Genomic DNA, 18,670 nt, shown 5'->3' with positions numbered 1-18,670 from the left:
TTATCAGCCCTCACCAATCGGGCTTTTACGGGCAGTTTATCTCCCGCCTAACTTCTTTGCTTCCGCTGAATTTTGAGGCGGGAGTATTACTGCCCGTTAATGCGGGATAAAGAAAATCATACATACTGATCATACTGTTAAAACAACTGACAAAAACCTTTTCATCTACAGATTATTTTTGTTATCATTTTTGATAATATAATCATAAGTTATAATAAAGAGGAGTAGGTGTAGATATATGAAAGAAAAAAAGATGGATATACTGTTTCATCCAATCCGTTTTCAACTGATTCAAGAGTTTATCGGGGGAGAGAAATTAACAGCAAAGCAGCTTACTACAAAATTACCGTATATCCCGCAAGCGACGTTATATCGTCATTTAGAAAAGCTGACGACAGCACATATATTACAAGTTGCTCAGGAAACGCAAATACGAGGAACGATTGAAAAGTTATATGCCTTAAATTACAGTATGGCTAGTGTTTCACAAAAGGATATGCAAGATGTAACGAAAGAAGAACATATGCAATATTTTATGATGTTTGTTACCCATATTATGGCAGGTTTTAAAGATTACTTGCAGCAAGATCATGTTGATTTCGAAAAAGATGGAGTGGGGTATCGACAAGCAAGTTTTTATATGAGTGATGAGGAGTTTAAAGAGTTTGCACAGGAAATGAGTGGAGTATTTTTAAAAGCAATGGAGCGTAAACCATCTCCAGGGCGAAAGCGAAGAACGATTTCAACAATTATTATTCCTGAAAGAAATGGGAAGGGAGAGTAAACAATATGGGGAAAGAATTGTTCGTTACAATTGAAAGTACAGTTTCACTTCAGGGAACGCTAACAATTCCAGCATATGATGCAGCGACTTACCCAGCTATTTTACTTATTGGCGGAACAGGAAAAGGGGATCGGGATGGGAATGTTCGCGGGTTACCACTACGTTTATATAAAGACTTAGCGGACTATTTCACTTCGTTAGGATTTGCGACTTTTCGTTATGATAAGCGTGGTACGCATAAAAGTGAAGGGGATTATTATGAAACAGGTGTTACAGATTTAATTGATGATGGCGTTGCTTGTGTACGTTTTTTAAAGGAGCATCCGCAAATTGATCCGAAGCGAATCGTCATTGTAGGTCATAGTGAAGGAGCTTTACTTGCACCAGCTATTTATGTAAGAGAATCGGTTGCTAGTTTAATTTTACTTAGCGGAGCAGCTGAACCTTCGAAAACATTACTTCCAAAACAAATGAAAATGGCAGTGAAAGAATTAGAAGCAGCATCTGGATTTCGAGGATGGCTATACCGCTTTTTAAAACTTCCACAACGTATTCAGAAACAAAATGAAGCACAGATGGAAAAAGTACAACAATCATCAAAAACTGTTATGCGAATCAAAGGAGTAAAGGTAAATGCAAAGTGGATACGTGAACAATTTCAATACAATGTCGTAGAGTATTTAGAGAGAGTGAAATGCCCTGTTTTGGCGATTACTGGAGATAAGGATATACAAGTGCCCCCAGAACAAGCAAGAGATATTGCGGGATATGTAGCAGGTGAAGCTGAGTGGCATATCATTCCGAACATGAATCATATTTTACGAGAAGTTGATAAAAATCATACAATGCTAGGGCTAATGAAAGAATATAAAGGGCTTGTAAATAAAGGGATTCAAGAGGAATTATTGAATGTTATGAAGGAATGGTTGGCAAAGTATAATCTTCCATAAGGAACAAGGATGAAGAAAAAGCAGATGCTTACTGAAGTAAAGGAGTTGATTCAAAAGAGATGTAGATATCTTTTGAATCAACTCCTTCTTATGTGTTTACTGATATATCGGCGCTTTTTCAAATATATCGACCAATTTTTTCAATATATCAGCGCTTTTTTCGATATATCGGCGATTCGACACAAGATAAAGACGCTTCGACAATGTTCAACATTCTAAAGGCACGAAAAGGAGCTGATTTCCTGCTACATGCAAATTTTAAAACAAAAGGAGAAAGCAAGTAGCGAGCATGTTTTGTTCTGCATAGCAGGATGTACATGTTGAACAATTAAAATGGATTTATATATTTTAATTGTTGTTTTTTGGTATATTACATATTTTATTGAACACATTCTGGACACATGATTTACATATGTGTGTGCTATATTTCAGCCTAAAGTTGCGTGCTCTAATTTTCTGTTATAGAGCATACATTGGAAAAATAATTTGTTATCCATTACATGTTACTTTATGGAGAGGATTGAATTGTATGAAGCCTGTACTTGAAGAATCTGCACATACGCATTTTCCTCCTTTTGAATGGAATTACGGTCAAAGAAAACCAGAACTTCTTAAAGAAGAATGTTTACATTATATATTTGAAGAAACTGTAGATCGTTATGAAAATAGGATGGCTGTTATTTGTGACGATAGAACGATAACGTATAGAGAGCTAGAAGTAGAGTCGAATAAATTGGCAAGATATTTACGGCTGAAGGGAATTAAACGCGGTAGCCGCGTAGCGATTCTTCTAGATCGCTCTATAGAAACTTATATTGTGATGCTGGGGATTATGAAAGCGGGAGCTGCGTATGTACCGCTAGATCCGAGTTATCCAGAAGATCGGGTGCAATATATTGTACAAGATTGCGGTATTGCTGCGGTGATTATGACTGCGGAAATTGCTGTTCGGTATCATGTAGAATGCTTAGCTGTACGATTGGATCAAGAAGCTATGTTGATTGCAGATCAAGATGGTGAACGCTTATGTAAAGAAGAAGTGCAAGTACAGTGTGATGATTTGTCCTACATTATTTATACTTCAGGTACGACAGGGCGTCCAAAAGGTGTGTTAATCGAGCATCATACTGCATCGCATGTTGTGAGGGCTTCGCAAACGTTTTATCAAGTTGTGCCAGAAGACCGAGTGTATCAAGGATTTACGACTGCATTTGATGCATCTGTCGAGGAAATTTGGATGGCATTTTCAAACGGTGCAGCGCTTGTAGTTGGTACACGTAAGTTACAGCAAAGTGGAATTGAGTTACCGAAGAGGTTAACAGAGCTTGGTGTAACAGTTCTTTCTTGTGTACCGACATTGCTTACGATGTGGGAAGAGGACATTCCAACACTACGTTTGTTAATTGTTGGAGGAGAAGAGTGCCCAAGTCATATTGTGCAGCGCTGGTGTCGCCTCGGAAGGCGCATGATGAATACGTACGGTCCAACAGAGGCAACAGTAATTGCTACTTATGCAGAATGTGATCCGAACAAACCAGTGACAATTGGAAAACCTCTTCCGAACTATACTGTTTATATTTTAGATGAACAGATGAGGTCCGTTCCCATTGGAGAATCCGGTGAATTATATATTGGAGGTGCTGGATTAGCTCGTGGTTATGTGAACCGAGAAGATTTAACAAAAGAAAAGTTCGTTGATAATCCATTTTGTAAAACGCCTTTTGATTCAACGCGTTTATATCGGACAGGAGACTTAGTTCGTTTTAATGAGCAAGGAGATATTGAATTTTTAGGAAGAATTGACAGTCAGGTGAAAATTCGTGGATATCGCGTTGAGCTTAGTGAAATCGAAGCGGTTATCATGGCTGTTCCTGATGTACGTAATGCTGTTGTGAATGTATATGAACAAGCGCCTGGATTACAAGTATTAGTTGCTTATCTTGTATTGGATGAAGGAAAAACGCCACATATATCGGTTATACACAATCGTCTTAAAGAACGTCTCCCGGCATATATGGTACCTTCTTACATTGAGGTGCTTGATGAGCTTCCAACTCTTATAAGCGGAAAGGTTAATCGTAAGAGTTTACCGGCACCAACAGGGCAGCACCGTTTCCAAAAAGAATATGTAGCACCTAAAAACGAAACGGAAGAAATCATCGCCAAGGCATGGCAAGAAGTTTTCCAGCAAGAGAATATTTCTGTTACAGAACATTTCTTTGATGATTTAGGCGGGCATTCCTTATTTGCTGCACTTGTTGTATCAAGCCTTCGGGAACATCGTACGATGACAGGTATGGCTGTTTCAGATGTGTATGCACATCCAACAATTGAGCAGCTTGCTGATTTTGTACAATCACAATCTAGACCTGAAATAAAGCAACCAGTTCGTAAAGAATTACCGCCTGTATCAGACGGTGCATATAAGAAAAATGGATTTATGCAGGGCATAAGTATATATTCTCTTACACTGCTAGCATCTTTGCCATTTGTACTTGTATATTTACATTTATCTAATAGTCCATGGGGAGATGAGCAAATTTTCTTAGCTGTAGTTTCTATGTTTGCTATTTATTGTCCGGCCATGATGATGATTTCGATTGCGACAAAGTGGCTCTTAATTGGTCGTTTTAAAGAGGGTGAGTATCCACTTTGGGGAAGTTATTATTTTCGTTGGTGGCTTGTGCGCCGCATTCAAGCACTTGCACCGGTTAGCTTCTTAACAGGAACACCGTTTTTAAATTGGTATTATCGTCTGATGGGAGCAAAAATCGGAAAAGATTGTTATATTGGCACGCAGCACTTATATTCGTTTGACTTAATTGAAATTGGAAATGAAAGCAGTATTGGATTAGACGCACAGCTACTTGGTTACACAGTTGAAGGGAACACACTAAAAATCGGGAAAATTTCAGTGGGAAACAACTGTTATATCGGATCAAATGCTGTTATTTCGCCTAATACAACTGTCCAAGATCACTCGCAATTAGGAGAGCAATCGATGCTTTCTTCTCATATGGTCATACCATCTCATGAGCGTTGGGGCGGCTCTCCTGCAAGACAAACAAATGTAAAAGATGATCATGTAGAGGCGATGGCAGCTTTTACAGCAACTCACAACAGATTGCATCGTTTTGGACTTGGCATATTGTATATACTTGGAATCATTATGCTTATGTTCGTTCCAAGTATGAGTTTTTTACCAGCTATTTTTCTAATACGAGGTTTATTTCCATATATGGGAGCTTGGGAAATACTTTTAGCACCTATATTCTCGCTCATTTCTGTCATTACGCTATGTTCTGTCATTATATTGCTAAAACGGATGATACTAGGTCGAGTGAAAGAAGGACAATATTCGCTCTATAGCGGATTTTATGTACGAAAATGGTTTGTAGATAAGCTACTCATGATGAGTTTAGTATTCAATAATTCACTGTATGCGACAATTTATGCAGCGCCATTTTTACGTCTACTCGGTGCAAAAATGGGAAAAATGGTTGAAGTTTCTACAGTTACAAATATTGCCCCAGATTTATTAATCGCGGGTGAAGGAAGCTTTATTGCTGATGCTGTTTCTATTGGTACGCCAAAAGTATTTCACAATCAAATTTATATTGCGAAAACAAGGATTGGAAGCCGTACATTTATTGGGAATAGCGCTCATATTGATGGAGGAAAAACAATCGGAAATGGTTGTTTAATTGGAGTCATGTCTGTTCCTCCAGAAGAAAAAGAGATTTTTGATGATACATCATGGTTAGGGTCACCATCTATGTTTTTACCAAACCGAGACATTAATACTACTTTTTCGGAAGAGGAAACATATCATCCAACAAGAAATCTTTATATAAAACGACTTATGATTGAATTTTGTCGTGTTACGCTTCCTGGTGCTTTTGCAATTTGGATTAGTGGCTTTTTAGTGTTTAGCCTCTGGGAGGAAACTCGCTATTTTTCTGGTCTCGAGATCATTGCATTGTTCCCATTGTTGACTATAGGAGCAGGTTTACTAGCATCGGGAGCAGTTGTTCTTATTAAAAGACTTCTCATTGGTCGTTACGAGCAGACAGCAAAGCCGCTATGGAGCACATTTGTATGGCGTAGTGAATTAGTGACAGCTTTATATGAAAATGTTACTGTCCCTTACTTGTTAAATTTATTTTTAGGGACACCGTTTGCTCGGTATATTCTCAGCTGGTATGGTGTGAAGATGGGAGAAAGAGTATTCTTGGACTCTACACACATATCAGAATTTGATTTAGTGCACATTGGAGATGGTGCTGCCATTAACTTGAACAGTACGCTGCAGACGCATTTATTTGAGGATCGTGTTATGAAAATGTCAAATCTTGTTATTGGTAATGGCTGTTCAATTGGAAATGGTTCAGTTGTTTTATATGACACGGTTATGAATCCGGGATCATCGCTTGGAAATCTTTCGCTTATCATGAAAGGAGAAACCTTACCTGCTCGTACGCATTGGGAAGGAGCACCTGCTCACTATCGTTATGCCACGCAGATGCAAAGTAAGGAAGTCGGGTGATTTCATATGCTAGAAATATATGCAGTGCATATGGAGAAAGAGACGTTCGTCAATTGGGAACGTCTTCTTCCCTATATAAGTGACGAAAGACGTGCAAGAATCTCGCTTCGAAAAACGTACGAAGATATCATGAGAGAAATCGTATGTGATGTACTAGTGCATCACATTGTATATAAAAAATACGGCATGAAAAATATGATCGAGTGGGGACGTACTTTATATGGAAAGCCCTATATTCATAATTTGCCTTCCTTTCAATTTAGTTTATCTCATGTAGACGAGTGGGTTGTATGTGCAGTTGATACGCAGCTTGTTGGAATAGATATAGAATGTGTGCGGCCAGTGGACGTTCAAGCAATGCAGTATTTGTTTTCGTCACAAGAACAAAAGTGGTGGAAAGAAGTACCGGAAGACAAACAATTAGAGACCTTTTATAATATTTGGACTGGAAAGGAAAGTTATCTAAAGGCAATTGGGACAGGCGTATCTAAAAACTTTGCATCTTTCACAGTGTCTCTTCTTGAAGGAAGAGTGTACGATGATGAGCAGTGGAATGAAGGGTGGTTTATAGACCATATTCCCTTCCAAAAGGGATATATCCTCTCATTGTGTACGAGAAGAAAGGATTTTCCTAAGAAGGTTCAGTATATTACTATGAAAAATTTAGTGGATATATATATTAATCAGTAAGGTTTTAAGAAATCAAAGAAGATAGGTGGGGGATGAAGAAAACCCCTACTGATGGAAGTTTCATTTTATAAAAAGAGGAGTTCAGATGAATATGAGTAAGAGAATTTTTACACTATTGTTAGCTTTCACTTTGTTCTCCTTGCCAACATTTGCGCAGGCAAAAGGATTTAGTGGCGGTAAATCGTCGGTTTCATCCCATACTAGTAGCGGAGGATTCAGTACGAAAGGGTCGACTTCTGGCAGCTATCGTTCTTCGGATGGAACATATCATTCTGGCTATAAATCTTCGTCATCAAATGTGCAATCGAAGAAACAAGCTGCTGTAGATCATCATACATCACAGCCACAGCCAGCTCCTAAGAAATCTAGCTTTTGGGGCCATGCAGCATCATTTGGGGCAGGAGCTTTACTAGGTAGTATGCTACATCCATTTGGAAATCATGGAGTTGGTGGAGTAGGCGGAAGCTTTTTTTCTAGTGGTTTGTTAATAGATATTGTCATCATTTTAGGAATTATTTGGGCTTTGCGACGTATTTTCGCAAGACGTTAAGAAGGAGAGAGAACGATGAAGATTTCTTTTACTGAACAGGATGTAGTTGATGCGGTTTGTGTACATGCAGCCTCTATCCACGCGTATCGTCCGGAGCAAATTGATGTTGATTTGCAGTTTCACCCGAATAGAGGATTTGGCGCCAGTGCTCGTTTGCCGTACCGAACTGTAGAGCTTGGAGAGCAGGAGTTAATCGATGCACTTGCATTTTATCTAAGAGAATATCACAACTTTATTCCAGAAAGTTTGCGTATTGATTTACAATTTCATGAGCAAACAGGATTTGCAGCAGATATAGAGGTAGCATAAAGGAGAAAGCCTTTAAAAAGTTAGGTTGCGAAAGGTCAAAGAAAGACTAGCGTCTAAATAGATGCTAGTCTTTTGTAATGTCTTTCTAGTTAGAAAATTGCGATATTAATAGAGTCTCTCTATAATATGAATTAACTTTTAGAATTAGAAAGAAGGAAATAGATATGAGAAGGACACTTGTAATCAGTGATATTCATGGTGAATTAGAGAGGTTCGAAAAGTTATTGGAAAAAGTAGAGTACAATCCAAAAGAGGATCAACTCATTTTGCTAGGAGATTATGTAGATCGTGGTCTGAATGCAAAAGAAGTAATTGAAAAAGTGATGCAATTAAAAGAAGCTGGGGCGCTAGTTTTAAAAGGGAATCATGAGGATATGATGCTAAAAGCTTTAACGACAGAGGAAGAAAAGTTTTGGAATCATTGGGTAAAGAGAAATGGGGGAAATCAAACGTTACATAGTTACGGCTTTTCAGAAAGTGAGATTGCTGTAAGTGAAGAGGAATTTATAAAACCACAGTTATATTCTGAAGTGTTAGACCAACATATAGAATTCATAAAAGAATTAGACCACTATATTGAAACAGATGATTATATTTTTGTTCATGCAGGTGTACAACCAATGACGCCTGTTTCTGAAACAGATGCGCATACATTGATGTGGATTAGAAATGAGTTTCATAATGGATACAACGGTGAGAAAATTGTTGTATTCGGGCATACAGAAACGAAACTTCTTCACGGGGATAACGAGAATTTTGGTGTGTATTTTGGTGAAAATCGCATCATTGGTATTGATGGAGGCGCTATATACGGCGGCCAACTGAACTGTTTAGAATTGCCAAGTCAAAAAGTATATTCTGTGAAATAAGAAAGATTCTCCTATATAAACGAGATGATGCAGGGGGGAAGAAGAGATAAGGGATCAAAACGATGATGATCCCTTATCTTTTTTAATTTGTAACTACTCAGCCATACATTTAGAAGTTTGATAAGAGGTATGATTTCAGTGGAAATACGCTCCCTATTACTTATAATTGCTGCCTTTCTTTGTTTTAAAACGTTGTACGTGGCAGAAAAAGGCCCTGACCGCTCCTAAACATAGCCAGTCCCTCCCAGGCCATTTAAAAAAATGCTTTTCTGCCTTTTTTTCATAGAATGACTGAGTAGTTACTTTTATTTTTTGTTAAGGAAATTTTAAGGAATAGATTCGATAATAAGTCCTACTACTTAAGGAACAATGAAGGGTAGGAAAGGAGAATCAATTTTGAAAAAGTGGATTAGTATTTTAGGGATTCTTATCATTGTATTCGGTGCAGGTGCTTGGTATGTATTTAGAGATAAATCGCAGCCGGTAACGAATCAAGCAGTAAGTGTTGCAGTCCAAAAAGGAAAACTAGATGTGAAAGTAAAAGGTTCTGGTTCTACTCAGTCTGTAACAAATGAAGATATTACAGCAGATTCAAATAAAGTAGTTGAGTCAGTATTAGTTTCAGCAAATGAGGTAGTGAAAAAAGGTCAGGAGTTAATTACATTTACAGATGGAAGTGATTCAATTGTAGCACCAGCTGATGGAACGATTACATCTATATCAGTACAAGCTGGGGACCATGCGGCAGCTGGAAAAGCTGTTGCTCATATTACAAACTACAGTGATTTACAAACAGTGATTCAAGTCGATGAATTAGATATTCCAAAAGTACAAGTTGGACAAAGTGTAACATTAAAAGTAAATTCATTTCCAGATACATCCTATACAGGAAAGGTAACAGATGTAGCGAAGGAAGGAACGGTTTCTAATGGTGTATCCTCCTTTAATGTAACGATTCATATTGATGACCCAAAAGATTTGAAAATTGGAATGACAACAGAAGCTAGCATTTTGACTGATAGTAAAGACAATGTTCTATATGTTCCAGTAGAAGCAGTTCATACAAGAGGAGATCAAAAATTCGTTCTTGTTCAATCTTCAGCAGCTTCTTCTAATGGAAAGACAAATATGCAGCGAAAAGTTGTTAAAACAGGTATCCATAATGAAGATTCTGTAGAAATTACAGAAGGATTGCAAGAAGGAGAACATGTGCAATTGCCTATAGCTGTGCAAGGAAATGGAGCGAATAACAGCAATAATAAGCAAAGAGGCTTTATGATGTCACCAGGTGGAGGCATGGGAGGCGGATTTGGCGGCGGAGGTATGAATAGAAATAGAGCTGGAGGGAGAGGGTGAGAATGAAACCGATTATTGAGATTCAGAATATGACCAAATCATATGAGATGGGCGGCGAAGTTGTACGTGCGCTCGACAATGTTTCTCTTACAATCTATGAAGGCGATTTTCTCTCCATTATCGGTCCTTCTGGATCAGGAAAATCGACGTTTATGAACATGATTGGTTGCCTAGATCGCCCAGATGATGGACAGTATCTATTGGATGGAGATGCAGTAGATAGAATGAATGATAATCAACTAGCCACAATTCGAAATGAAAAGATCGGTTTTATCTTTCAGAACTTTAATTTACTTACAAAACTAACTGCACTGGAAAATGTTGAACTTCCGCTTTTATATCGGGGAAGAAGTACAAAAGAAAGAATGAATGTCGCGTATGGTTGTTTGCAGAAAGTTGGTTTACAAGAGAGGGCTCATCATTTACCGAGTCAATTGTCAGGCGGACAGCAGCAGCGCGTTGCCATTGCACGCGCTTTAGCTGGAAATCCGCCAATCTTATTAGCTGATGAACCGACAGGGGCATTAGATAGTAAAACAAGTGAAGAAATTATCGAGGTCATGAAAGAGCTGCATATGCAGGGACATACAATTATTTTAATTACGCACGATTTAGAAGTAGCAAAACAAGCCAATCGAATTGTACGTATACAAGATGGGCAATTGTTTGAAAGTAGAGGTGAGTACATTGGGGCTAATACAATCCGTTAAAATGGCAATGCGTAGTATCAAAGGAAACAAACTGCGCGCGTTTTTAACGATGCTGGGCATTATTATTGGCGTTGCGTCTGTTATTGTACTTGTCTCGATTGGTCAAGGTTCAAGTCAGGCTGTAGCAAATCAAATTAATAGTTTAGGTACGAATTTGTTAACGGTAAATATGATGGGATCTGACACGATGAAATTTACTGAAGAAGATGTTGCAAAGCTTCAAAAGATTGATGAGATAAAAGAAATGTCTCCTGTCGTCTCGGGACGAGTTACTGTGAAAAATGGCACAGTTTCAACACAAGTATCGCTTACTGGAACAAATAGCTCTTATCAACAAGTTCGTGATATGAAAGTAAACGAAGGTCGTTTTTTATCAGATATGGATGTAGAATATAGACAAAAAGTCATTGTACTTGGCGCGAATACAGCACAGAATCTATTTGGAGTTGAAAATCCAATTGGAAAAGATGTACAAGTAAATGGTGGATCTTTTAAAATAGTAGGTGTACTTGCTTCAAAAGGCGGTTCGATGGGACAAAGCGGTGATGATGTTATTATTATGCCGCTGAGTACAGCACAGCGAATTGTAAAGAATACAAATATACAAACGTTGTATGTGCAAGTGAAAAGTGAGGAACAACTAAATACTGTTATGGCACAAGTTCAAAATAAATTGGCTGTGATGTTCCCGAATAAGCAAGATAATTACAGCGTATTTAATCAAAAAGATTTAGTAGATACGATGAGCTCTGTAACAGGAACAATGACGATGATGCTTGGCGGAATTGCTTGCATTTCCTTATTAGTTGGCGGAATCGGAATTATGAATATTATGCTTGTATCTGTTTCGGAAAGAACGAAAGAAATTGGTATTCGTAAGGCAATTGGAGCGAAAAGAAGAGATGTTTTACAGCAATTTCTAATTGAAGCAGTCGTGCTAAGTTCATTCGGAGGGCTAATTGGAATGGGGATAGGGCTTTTAGTGGCAAAGATCCTTTCAATGGCAACAGGTATGACGATTGCTTATTCTCTTCCTGTTACATTGCTAGCGTTTTTATTCTCCTTATTAGTAGGAGTTGGATTCGGAGTATTTCCAGCAAATAAAGCATCGAAGCTGCATCCGATTCAAGCACTTCGATATGAATAGGGCACGCTATGAGTAGTAAGGAATTAAAGCGATCGCATATTGCGGCCGCTTTCTTTTGCTAGTATAACAAGAATAAATAACAAGTTAAAAACAAGAGGTGAGGAATTGCTATGCGTTTATTAGTTGTGGAAGATCATGCTCCGCTTTTGGAGTCAATTACACAAATTTTACGGGATGAATTTGAGGTAGATACAGCTATGAGTGGTGAGGATGGTTTATTTCTGGCGCTGCAAAATATTTATGATGCTATTTTGCTTGATGTAATGCTCCCAGAGATGGATGGATTTGAAGTGATTCAATGCATTCGTAGTAAAAAGATTCAAACGCCTGTTTTATTTCTCACCGCAAAAGATTCTTTAGAGGATCGGGTAAAAGGATTGGATTTTGGCGGAGATGATTATTTAGTGAAACCGTTTCAAGCACCAGAACTTCAAGCAAGAATACGCGCTTTATTAAGAAGGAGCGGGAAATTAACAACGAATCAAACAATTCAATATCGTGGAATCGAGTTATTTGGAAAAGAGCAAGATATCCAAGTGGATGGAGCACTTGTCAAATTAACATTAAAACAATATGAATTACTAGAATATTTGATTCAAAATAGCGGGAAGATTTTAATGCGCGAACAAATTTTTGACCGAATTTGGGGATTTGATTCTGATACAACGATAGCTATTGTAGAGGTATACGTTCATCATCTGCGAAAGAAACTCGAACTATTTGGTTATCATAAAGATATTCAAACGGTACGCGGGATTGGATATATTTTAAAAGAACAATGAGACAACAGAGTATGTTTCAAAAGACGCGCATTCAACTTACGATTTTGAATTCATTGGTTTTTATTATATTGATTGGGATATTGGGAAGCATCATTTATTCCTATACACATGCACGTTTATATCGAGGCGTAGATGATTCGATAAAAAGGTTTATTGAGAGGCAGGCAACAGATAATAAGCATAATCTAAAACAATTTGGATTCCCAAGGGATCCGCATCTTGGAGATTCACGTTTTATCGTATTAAAGTGGGATGCAAATAATCAATTAGAGGGGATGGAACCTAGAATTTTAGATTCGGCTTTTTTCGTGAAAAATCAATCTCAATTATTACCGAAAACATTCGGTAAACTTCAAGATATAGAAGTGGAAGGTATAAGCTTCCGGACGATTGCAGTTCAAGGAGATACGGACTTTGGAAAAGTAACGTTTCAAGTATTACAAAACATTAATCCTGAAAAGCAAATGTTAGATACGCTTCTGCTTATTCTTGTAATTGGATGTAGCATAGGAAGTATATGTGCGATTGGCATTGGCTTCTTCTTAGCGGGAAGAGCGCTTGTGCCAATTACAAATGCATGGCACAAACAGCAACAGTTTGTGTCTGACGCTTCGCATGAATTGCGGACCCCTTTAGCGGTAATTCAATCGAAAACAGATGTATTATTTCAATCGCCTGCTGCAACGATAGAAGATAAGGTAATGGATATTTCTACTATATCAAAGGAATGTCGTCGTTTATCGAAGTTAGTAGCGAATTTATTAATATTAGCACGTTCCGATTCAGATCAAATTGAAATGGATAAACAAACTTTTGCATTAGATCAGTTACTAAATGAAATTGTAGCGCCTTATTCAGAAATTGCTTCATATCAAGATAAAACAATGACAGCAGAGGTGAATTCTTCTATTTCGTTTATTGGAGATAAGGAGCGTATTCATCAACTAATTGTTATTTTATTAGATAATGCGATGAAGTATACAAGCGCAGGTGGGAATATTAAAGTATCTTGCTTTGAAACAGCAAATGGAATTGCGATTCAAGTAAAAGATGATGGTATCGGTATTGCTGAAGAAGAGATCCCGAAAATTTTTGACCGTTTTTATCAAAGTGACAAAGCAAGGACTGATTCAAGCGGAGCTGGATTAGGTCTTGCTATTGCAAATTGGATTGTTGAGAAGCATTACGGAAAAATAAAAGTACATAGTAAAATTGGAGAAGGTACTTGTTTTGAAATTATGTTTCCAAAGAATCAAAAAGTACGAAATAGTTATCTGAAAGAAAATAGATGATTCAAAAGACGATCTTGTTTTATCCCGCTATTTGTGGGCAGTAATACTTCCACCTCAAAATTCGGCGAAAGCATTGTCCAGTTCCAGTGGCTAGAATGTTCAGTGGCTTCGCTTCTTCCTACGAGGTAAAAAACACCTCTACGTCAGAAGCTCCATCCCCCTCACATTCTGGGCGAGCCACTTCCGCCTTTCTTAAGAAGTTAGGTGGGAGATAAACTGCCCGTAAAAGCCCGATTGGTGAGGGCTGATAATCAGTGGGGGATGAAGAAAACCCCCACTGATGGAAGTTTCACTTTATATTAACGGGTTTGGATTTGAAGTGCAAAATTAAAAATAACCATTTAAAAAGAGGTGCAATTAGCACCTCTTTTTCATTTATTTTAGCAATTAAATTAGCACCCAAATTGGTGAACTTTTGGATACTATCAGTTTAGCACTCATTTGTCCTAACGGTTTCTTGGAGTTTTTCCATTACCCTTGATAAAGCTAAAATGGAATTTGTTGATTCAAATCCTTCAATATCTAAGGAATGGTTTGCATCTTGGACAACAGCAATCTTTAAATTCGAGTTACTTAATCGGTCAATTTGAGTTGAATTGTAATGATGGTCTTTATCCCCGATAACTAACAGCCCTTGATGTTGACTATTAAAAATAGAGTCAAATATCGAATCGGACCTCAACAGCGGGGTAAGTAAAATCATTTTTGACTTTAAAAATTCATCTCTCTTCATTAGCTCATTTGCAATTGGAATGGTTCCGAGTGATTTTCCTAAAAAAATCGTATCGTTGTATTGCCCATTTTTTAAAACATCCACCATCACGGGATTAATATCATCCATCATTATTTTGGTTAGTTCTTCAATCGTTTTTTTCATTGTTTGCTCATCATAGGAGTAATGGATCTGGACAATATCGATTTTGTTTTGGAGCATTACCATCTTCGAATAATAAAACAAGGGTTTATCGTAATTGTAACCTGAACCGGAAAACATAAAGCAAATCGTTTTGGAACCCATTTCTATATGTGTATAACGAATCGCTTTGTCGTTTGTTTGTATCTCCTTTTTAGTTCCCTTCATCATTTTCCCCTCCAAAATTTTTATAATAGTATAACATAAATTACCAATTGTTTTATAAAAAATCATCCTCTTTATAGCAGGATGATTGATCGAAAATAAATTATCTCCTTTATGTCAAAAAACTTTTTAACGATAGCTAACCGCTGTGCAGGAGTACGAATGGCTACTTGCTTTCCTTCCTTTGCCATATATGCTAAACAGAAATACTCCTAAACCGAACCCGTTAGTTTTCTACAAGGTCGTCTTTTTTTTAAGGGAAAGTTAAGAAATCTTTTTCATAATAAATACAAATTTAACGAGGAGGGAAGGAAAATGAAAAAAATGAGAACATTTCATTTTTGGATTGGACTAATTTCTTCGTTGTTTATTTTTATTGAATCTGCAACGGGAATATATATGTACTTTAGTGAAAAAGGCCATGGTGAAAGAGTGGAAGGAACTGCTAATTTCAGAGAACGTGGTTTTGTTAGAAATGGACAAGAAATCCAACAGGGGAATTCTGATTTTAATCAGAGAAGTGGAGCACAAAATAGACAGTTTTTTCAAGAAAGAAATAACGGAGGAGCTAATTCTCTATCAAGAGTAGTTAGGGAATTACATACAGGAATAATTGGTTTAATTGGTTCGATTGCTATGCTTATTTTAACAGGGACTGGATTGTGTATATCTTTTGTAATGTTACGCGCAAAATGGAGAGCAAAGCGTCAAAAAGACTAATGGTATAAGAAATAGTTAGATGAAGGGAGGAAGTGAAAGGTGGTTAGAAAAAAGACGTTTGGTCTACTGGTTGTTGGAGTAGTAAGTCTTAGTGTAATGGGAGGAGCTTTTGCTTGTACAAACAAAGGGGTACAATTATCTCAAGTTAGTCATACACAAATGAATGATGGAACTTTGCATACTGCATATACAGAAGGTAAAGCGCAAGATTTAGGGATTAAGACAGACGGAAAAGAACTGCTTACCCTTGAGAAGGAAATTCATGAAACGGAAGTAGAAAAAGAGGCGAACCAGCTTGGAATCTCCACAGAAGGTAAAGAAGTTGGAACACTTTCTGAGGAAGTATACGAAGCGAAGATCAAAAAAGAAGCAGAAAAGCTCGGGATCCCAGTAGATGGGAAGGGAATTGTAGATTTAATAGCGGAAATTAATAGGATAAAAATAAAAAATGAAGCAGAGAAATTAGGGGTTTCTACAGACGGAAAAGAGACAGCTACAATAGCTGAAGAGCTTTATGGTACAAAAGTAAAAAATGAAGCGAAGCAACTCGGTATTTCAGAAAAGGGAAAAAGTATGGAAGCGTTAGCGAAAGAAATATATGAAATGAAAATTCAAACAGAAGCGAAAAAGCTTCATATCGATCTGTATGGAAAAGACATTTATCAAGTGTTGCAAGAAATTAATGAACAAAAAGTTTTACAAGCAGCAAAAGAAATGGGGATAACTACAGAGGATAAGAGTATAGAGAAGCTGACCGAGGAAATTGAAAAGCAACAACCAGACAGGGTGCCGGAACTTCACTTTGTACCTTGGATACAAACCGATGCAGAGGCATTTTATTATTATTTAACAAACGGATAATGTTTGGAAAAGAGGGATAAGGATTTCAAATCATAATGAAACCTTATCTCTTTATTTTCGTTTGGATAAATATTCTAATATTAGATTTTTTGAATAACCGTAATCATTCAGTTCATAAATTTATATGAATTCATAATCTTATTCTAAAGGTTTATTTTATCCCGCATTAACGGGCAGTAATACTCCCACCTCAAAATTCGGCGAAAGCAAAGAAGTTAGGTGGGAGATAAACTGTCCGTAAAAGCCCGATTGGGCGGGCTAACCATCAGTGGGGAATGAAGAAAACCTCCACTGATGGAAGTTTCACTTTATGTGAAATGCTGTTAAATCAAATCATGTATATCTTTAGAAGAAACAGTAATATTATACCATTGACAGAATAGCAGTTGTAACTGATAATAACAATCAGTTGCGATAATAATGATAATTATTATCAGTTAATTAATGGAAATGATTATGGAGTTGATGATATGTTTAGGCGAATTAGCTATTCTACTTTCTTCATCTTTCTCTTGTTATTAACTTTGGCGAAACCGCTTACTAGTTTGGCTGCAAGTCAGGGAACAGAGAACATGAGTAAGGCAGAGCAATACGTTAATCAAGCATTAACAATTGCACAGCAAGGCAATCTAGTAGAAGCACAGACAGTATATCAGAAATTTAATGATACTTGGCTTGAAATTGAGAGTTCTGTGAAGGCCGATTCGGGTCAGGCATATAGCGATATTGAGTCAAATATGGGGCAAGTACAATATGCTTTTATACAGAACAAGCAACAAGATGTTGTTAAGGCACTGCAAGGCCTTCAAAGTGTCAACGAAAAATTCATTCATGGTCAATATGCGAAAGGCGATGGATTTCATAAGCAAAACATTACACTTTCTGATTTTATTGTGATGTTGCAAGAGACAAAAGAAAAAGTACAAAATAGCGATCAACAGTCGTCTCTAGCCAATATTACAAAAGTTCGAGAGTCATGGCTCAGCATTGAAGGAACTGTTGTGGCACGATCGGCTACAGTATATAACGATACAGAACGAGATATGGTTACAGTGAATGCAATGATTTCTGAAGGTAATTATAAGGAAGCTGCTCAGTTACTTGATAAGATGATTGCATACTTGGCGCCGCTTGCGACTAAAACTAGCTATACAATTTGGGATGCTGCAATGATACCAATTCGTGAGGGGTTAGAAGCATTGCTCGTTGTAGGTGCTCTCTTAACCTTTGTGAAAAAATCAAATGGGGGACAGGGAAAAGTTTGGATTTGGAGCGGTGTTTCAGTCGGTTTCATTTTGAGCGCTGTGTTAGCAGTCGTTGTTAAATTTGTTTTTACATCGGGTGCTTTCGGTCAGAATAATTTCCTAATCTCAGGATGGACTGCGATTGTGGCAGCAGTCATGCTTCTTTATATGAGTTACTGGTTGCATAGTAAATCGAATATTGCAGAGTGGAATCAGTATATTCATAACAAAAGTCAGTTGGCGTTAAATACGGGACGTATGGTTTCTCTCGGTGTGTTATCATTCCTAGCAGTTTTTCGCGAGGGAACAGAGACTGTGCTTTTTATTATTGGTATGGTGAATCAGATTAGTTTTCAACAGTTACTAATTGGTATTTTGATTGGTCTCGGTATCTTGGCCGTTATTGCTTATTTCATGCTTGTTATCGGTGTTAAGTTACCGATGCGGCCATTTTTCTTAGTATCAAGTTTAATTGTTTTCTATTTATGTTTCAAATTTACAGGACTCGGCATTCATAGCCTTCAGCTGGCAGGTTCTTTACCGTCTACAACAGCTCCTAACTTGCCGAGTATTGATTTCTTAGGATTTTATCCATCTTGGCAAAGTGCTGTGCCGCAAATCAGTTTACTCTTATTTGCTGTTGGGGCTTTCATGTGGAAACGGATCAAACCATAAAGTGAAACTTTAATCAGTGGGGGTTTTCTTCATCCCCCACTGATTATCAGCCCTCACCAATCGGGCTTTTACGGGCAGTTTATCTCCCACCTAACTTCTTAAGAAAA

The 18,670-nt window shown here is 37.5% G+C and carries 16 protein-coding genes; 15 read left to right on the top strand and 1 reads right to left on the bottom strand.

The features are described from left to right. Positions 1–238 precede the first annotated feature (238 nt). The 12 genes from MR076_RS24820 (at position 239) to MR076_RS24765 (ending at position 13,985) form a co-directional block, all read left to right on the top strand. Positions 239–784, top strand: a complete 546-nt coding sequence (locus MR076_RS24820) for a helix-turn-helix domain-containing protein (RefSeq protein WP_242225172.1) — start codon at positions 239–241, stop codon at positions 782–784. Between the two features lie 5 nt (positions 785–789). Next, entirely contained in the window at positions 790–1,734 is a 945-nt protein-coding gene (locus MR076_RS24815) for an alpha/beta hydrolase family protein (protein WP_242225170.1), read from the top strand. A 529-nt stretch (positions 1,735–2,263) separates the two neighbouring features. Further along, positions 2,264–6,280 carry a Pls/PosA family non-ribosomal peptide synthetase gene (locus MR076_RS24810; protein ID WP_242225168.1) on the top strand — a complete coding sequence of 1,339 codons (4,017 nt, stop codon included), beginning with the start codon at positions 2,264–2,266 and terminating at the stop codon, positions 6,278–6,280. Positions 6,281–6,286: 6 nt separating this feature from the next. Next, the gene (locus MR076_RS24805; RefSeq protein ID WP_242225166.1) at positions 6,287–6,970 is read left to right on the top strand and encodes a 4'-phosphopantetheinyl transferase family protein; all 684 of its coding nucleotides are present in this window, start codon (positions 6,287–6,289) and stop codon (positions 6,968–6,970) included. Positions 6,971–7,061: 91 nt separating this feature from the next. Beyond that, the gene (locus MR076_RS24800) at positions 7,062–7,520 is read left to right on the top strand and encodes a hypothetical protein (RefSeq protein WP_242225164.1); all 459 of its coding nucleotides are present in this window, start codon (positions 7,062–7,064) and stop codon (positions 7,518–7,520) included. A gap of 15 nt (positions 7,521–7,535) precedes the next feature. Further along, positions 7,536–7,829 (top strand): DUF2653 family protein, encoded by a 294-nt coding sequence (locus MR076_RS24795; protein WP_242225162.1) that lies wholly within the window; start codon positions 7,536–7,538, stop codon positions 7,827–7,829. Positions 7,830–7,993: 164 nt separating this feature from the next. Further along, positions 7,994–8,698 carry a metallophosphoesterase family protein gene (locus MR076_RS24790; RefSeq protein ID WP_242225160.1) on the top strand — a complete coding sequence of 235 codons (705 nt, stop codon included), beginning with the start codon at positions 7,994–7,996 and terminating at the stop codon, positions 8,696–8,698. A gap of 396 nt (positions 8,699–9,094) precedes the next feature. Next, positions 9,095–10,054: an efflux RND transporter periplasmic adaptor subunit gene (locus tag MR076_RS24785; RefSeq protein WP_242225157.1), complete on the top strand. Its 960-nt coding sequence runs from the start codon at positions 9,095–9,097 to the stop codon at positions 10,052–10,054. A 2-nt stretch (positions 10,055–10,056) separates the two neighbouring features. Next, on the top strand, positions 10,057–10,764 hold the full coding sequence (locus MR076_RS24780; protein ID WP_277928610.1) for an ABC transporter ATP-binding protein: 708 nt from the start codon (positions 10,057–10,059) through the stop codon (positions 10,762–10,764). Further along, positions 10,742–11,911, top strand: coding sequence for an ABC transporter permease (locus tag MR076_RS24775; protein WP_242225155.1), 1,170 nt, complete (start codon positions 10,742–10,744; stop codon positions 11,909–11,911). Before MR076_RS24780 ends, MR076_RS24775 begins: the two co-directional genes overlap by 23 nt. A gap of 110 nt (positions 11,912–12,021) precedes the next feature. Next, complete coding sequence (locus MR076_RS24770) at positions 12,022–12,693, top strand: response regulator transcription factor (protein ID WP_242225154.1); 672 nt, start codon at positions 12,022–12,024, stop codon at positions 12,691–12,693. Positions 12,694–12,704: 11 nt separating this feature from the next. Beyond that, complete coding sequence (locus tag MR076_RS24765; protein ID WP_313897367.1) at positions 12,705–13,985, top strand: sensor histidine kinase; 1,281 nt, start codon at positions 12,705–12,707, stop codon at positions 13,983–13,985. A 430-nt stretch (positions 13,986–14,415) separates the two neighbouring features. Here MR076_RS24765 and MR076_RS24760 read toward each other — a convergent pair whose 3' ends face one another. Further along, positions 14,416–15,066: an alpha/beta hydrolase gene (locus MR076_RS24760; RefSeq protein WP_242225185.1), complete on the bottom strand. Its 651-nt coding sequence runs from the start codon at positions 15,064–15,066 to the stop codon at positions 14,416–14,418. Positions 15,067–15,378: 312 nt separating this feature from the next. On the opposite strand from MR076_RS24760, the gene MR076_RS24755 reads away from it, so the two are divergent. From MR076_RS24755 to MR076_RS24745, 3 genes are all read left to right on the top strand, one after another. Further along, positions 15,379–15,783: a PepSY domain-containing protein gene (locus MR076_RS24755; protein ID WP_242225150.1), complete on the top strand. Its 405-nt coding sequence runs from the start codon at positions 15,379–15,381 to the stop codon at positions 15,781–15,783. Between the two features lie 96 nt (positions 15,784–15,879). Beyond that, positions 15,880–16,644 carry a transporter gene (locus MR076_RS24750; RefSeq protein WP_242225183.1) on the top strand — a complete coding sequence of 255 codons (765 nt, stop codon included), beginning with the start codon at positions 15,880–15,882 and terminating at the stop codon, positions 16,642–16,644. 470 nt (positions 16,645–17,114) lie between these two features. Further along, positions 17,115–18,563 (top strand): FTR1 family iron permease, encoded by a 1,449-nt coding sequence (locus MR076_RS24745; protein WP_242225148.1) that lies wholly within the window; start codon positions 17,115–17,117, stop codon positions 18,561–18,563. Positions 18,564–18,670: the final 107 nt, after the last annotated feature.

Source organism: Bacillus cereus group sp. BfR-BA-01380 (assembly GCF_022663535.1).
In the GTDB taxonomy this organism is placed as follows: Bacteria; Bacillota; Bacilli; order Bacillales; family Bacillaceae_G; genus Bacillus_A; species Bacillus_A cereus_BB.
The sequence above is the reverse complement of the archived record's forward strand: the minus strand, read 5'-3'. Positions and strand labels throughout refer to the sequence as shown.

Bases quoted from the DNA above. Each gene is read 5' to 3' on its own strand.
- MR076_RS24765 (WP_313897367.1), top strand. From the start codon at position 12,705: ATGTTTCAAAAGACGCGCATTCAACTTACGATTTTGAATTCATTGGTT.
- MR076_RS24800 (WP_242225164.1), top strand. From the start codon at position 7,062: ATGAGTAAGAGAATTTTTACACTATTGTTAGCTTTCACTTTGTTCTCC.
- MR076_RS24790 (WP_242225160.1), top strand. From the start codon at position 7,994: ATGAGAAGGACACTTGTAATCAGTGATATTCATGGTGAATTAGAGAGG.
- MR076_RS24745 (WP_242225148.1), top strand. From the start codon at position 17,115: ATGTTTAGGCGAATTAGCTATTCTACTTTCTTCATCTTTCTCTTGTTA.
- MR076_RS24770 (WP_242225154.1), top strand. From the start codon at position 12,022: ATGCGTTTATTAGTTGTGGAAGATCATGCTCCGCTTTTGGAGTCAATT.
- MR076_RS24755 (WP_242225150.1), top strand. From the start codon at position 15,379: ATGAAAAAAATGAGAACATTTCATTTTTGGATTGGACTAATTTCTTCG.
- MR076_RS24815 (WP_242225170.1), top strand. From the start codon at position 790: ATGGGGAAAGAATTGTTCGTTACAATTGAAAGTACAGTTTCACTTCAG.
- MR076_RS24795 (WP_242225162.1), top strand. From the start codon at position 7,536: ATGAAGATTTCTTTTACTGAACAGGATGTAGTTGATGCGGTTTGTGTA.
- MR076_RS24820 (WP_242225172.1), top strand. From the start codon at position 239: ATGAAAGAAAAAAAGATGGATATACTGTTTCATCCAATCCGTTTTCAA.
- MR076_RS24760 (WP_242225185.1), bottom strand. From the start codon at position 15,066: ATGAAGGGAACTAAAAAGGAGATACAAACAAACGACAAAGCGATTCGT.
- MR076_RS24805 (WP_242225166.1), top strand. From the start codon at position 6,287: ATGCTAGAAATATATGCAGTGCATATGGAGAAAGAGACGTTCGTCAAT.
- MR076_RS24780 (WP_277928610.1), top strand. From the start codon at position 10,057: ATGAAACCGATTATTGAGATTCAGAATATGACCAAATCATATGAGATG.
- MR076_RS24750 (WP_242225183.1), top strand. From the start codon at position 15,880: ATGGGAGGAGCTTTTGCTTGTACAAACAAAGGGGTACAATTATCTCAA.
- MR076_RS24810 (WP_242225168.1), top strand. From the start codon at position 2,264: ATGAAGCCTGTACTTGAAGAATCTGCACATACGCATTTTCCTCCTTTT.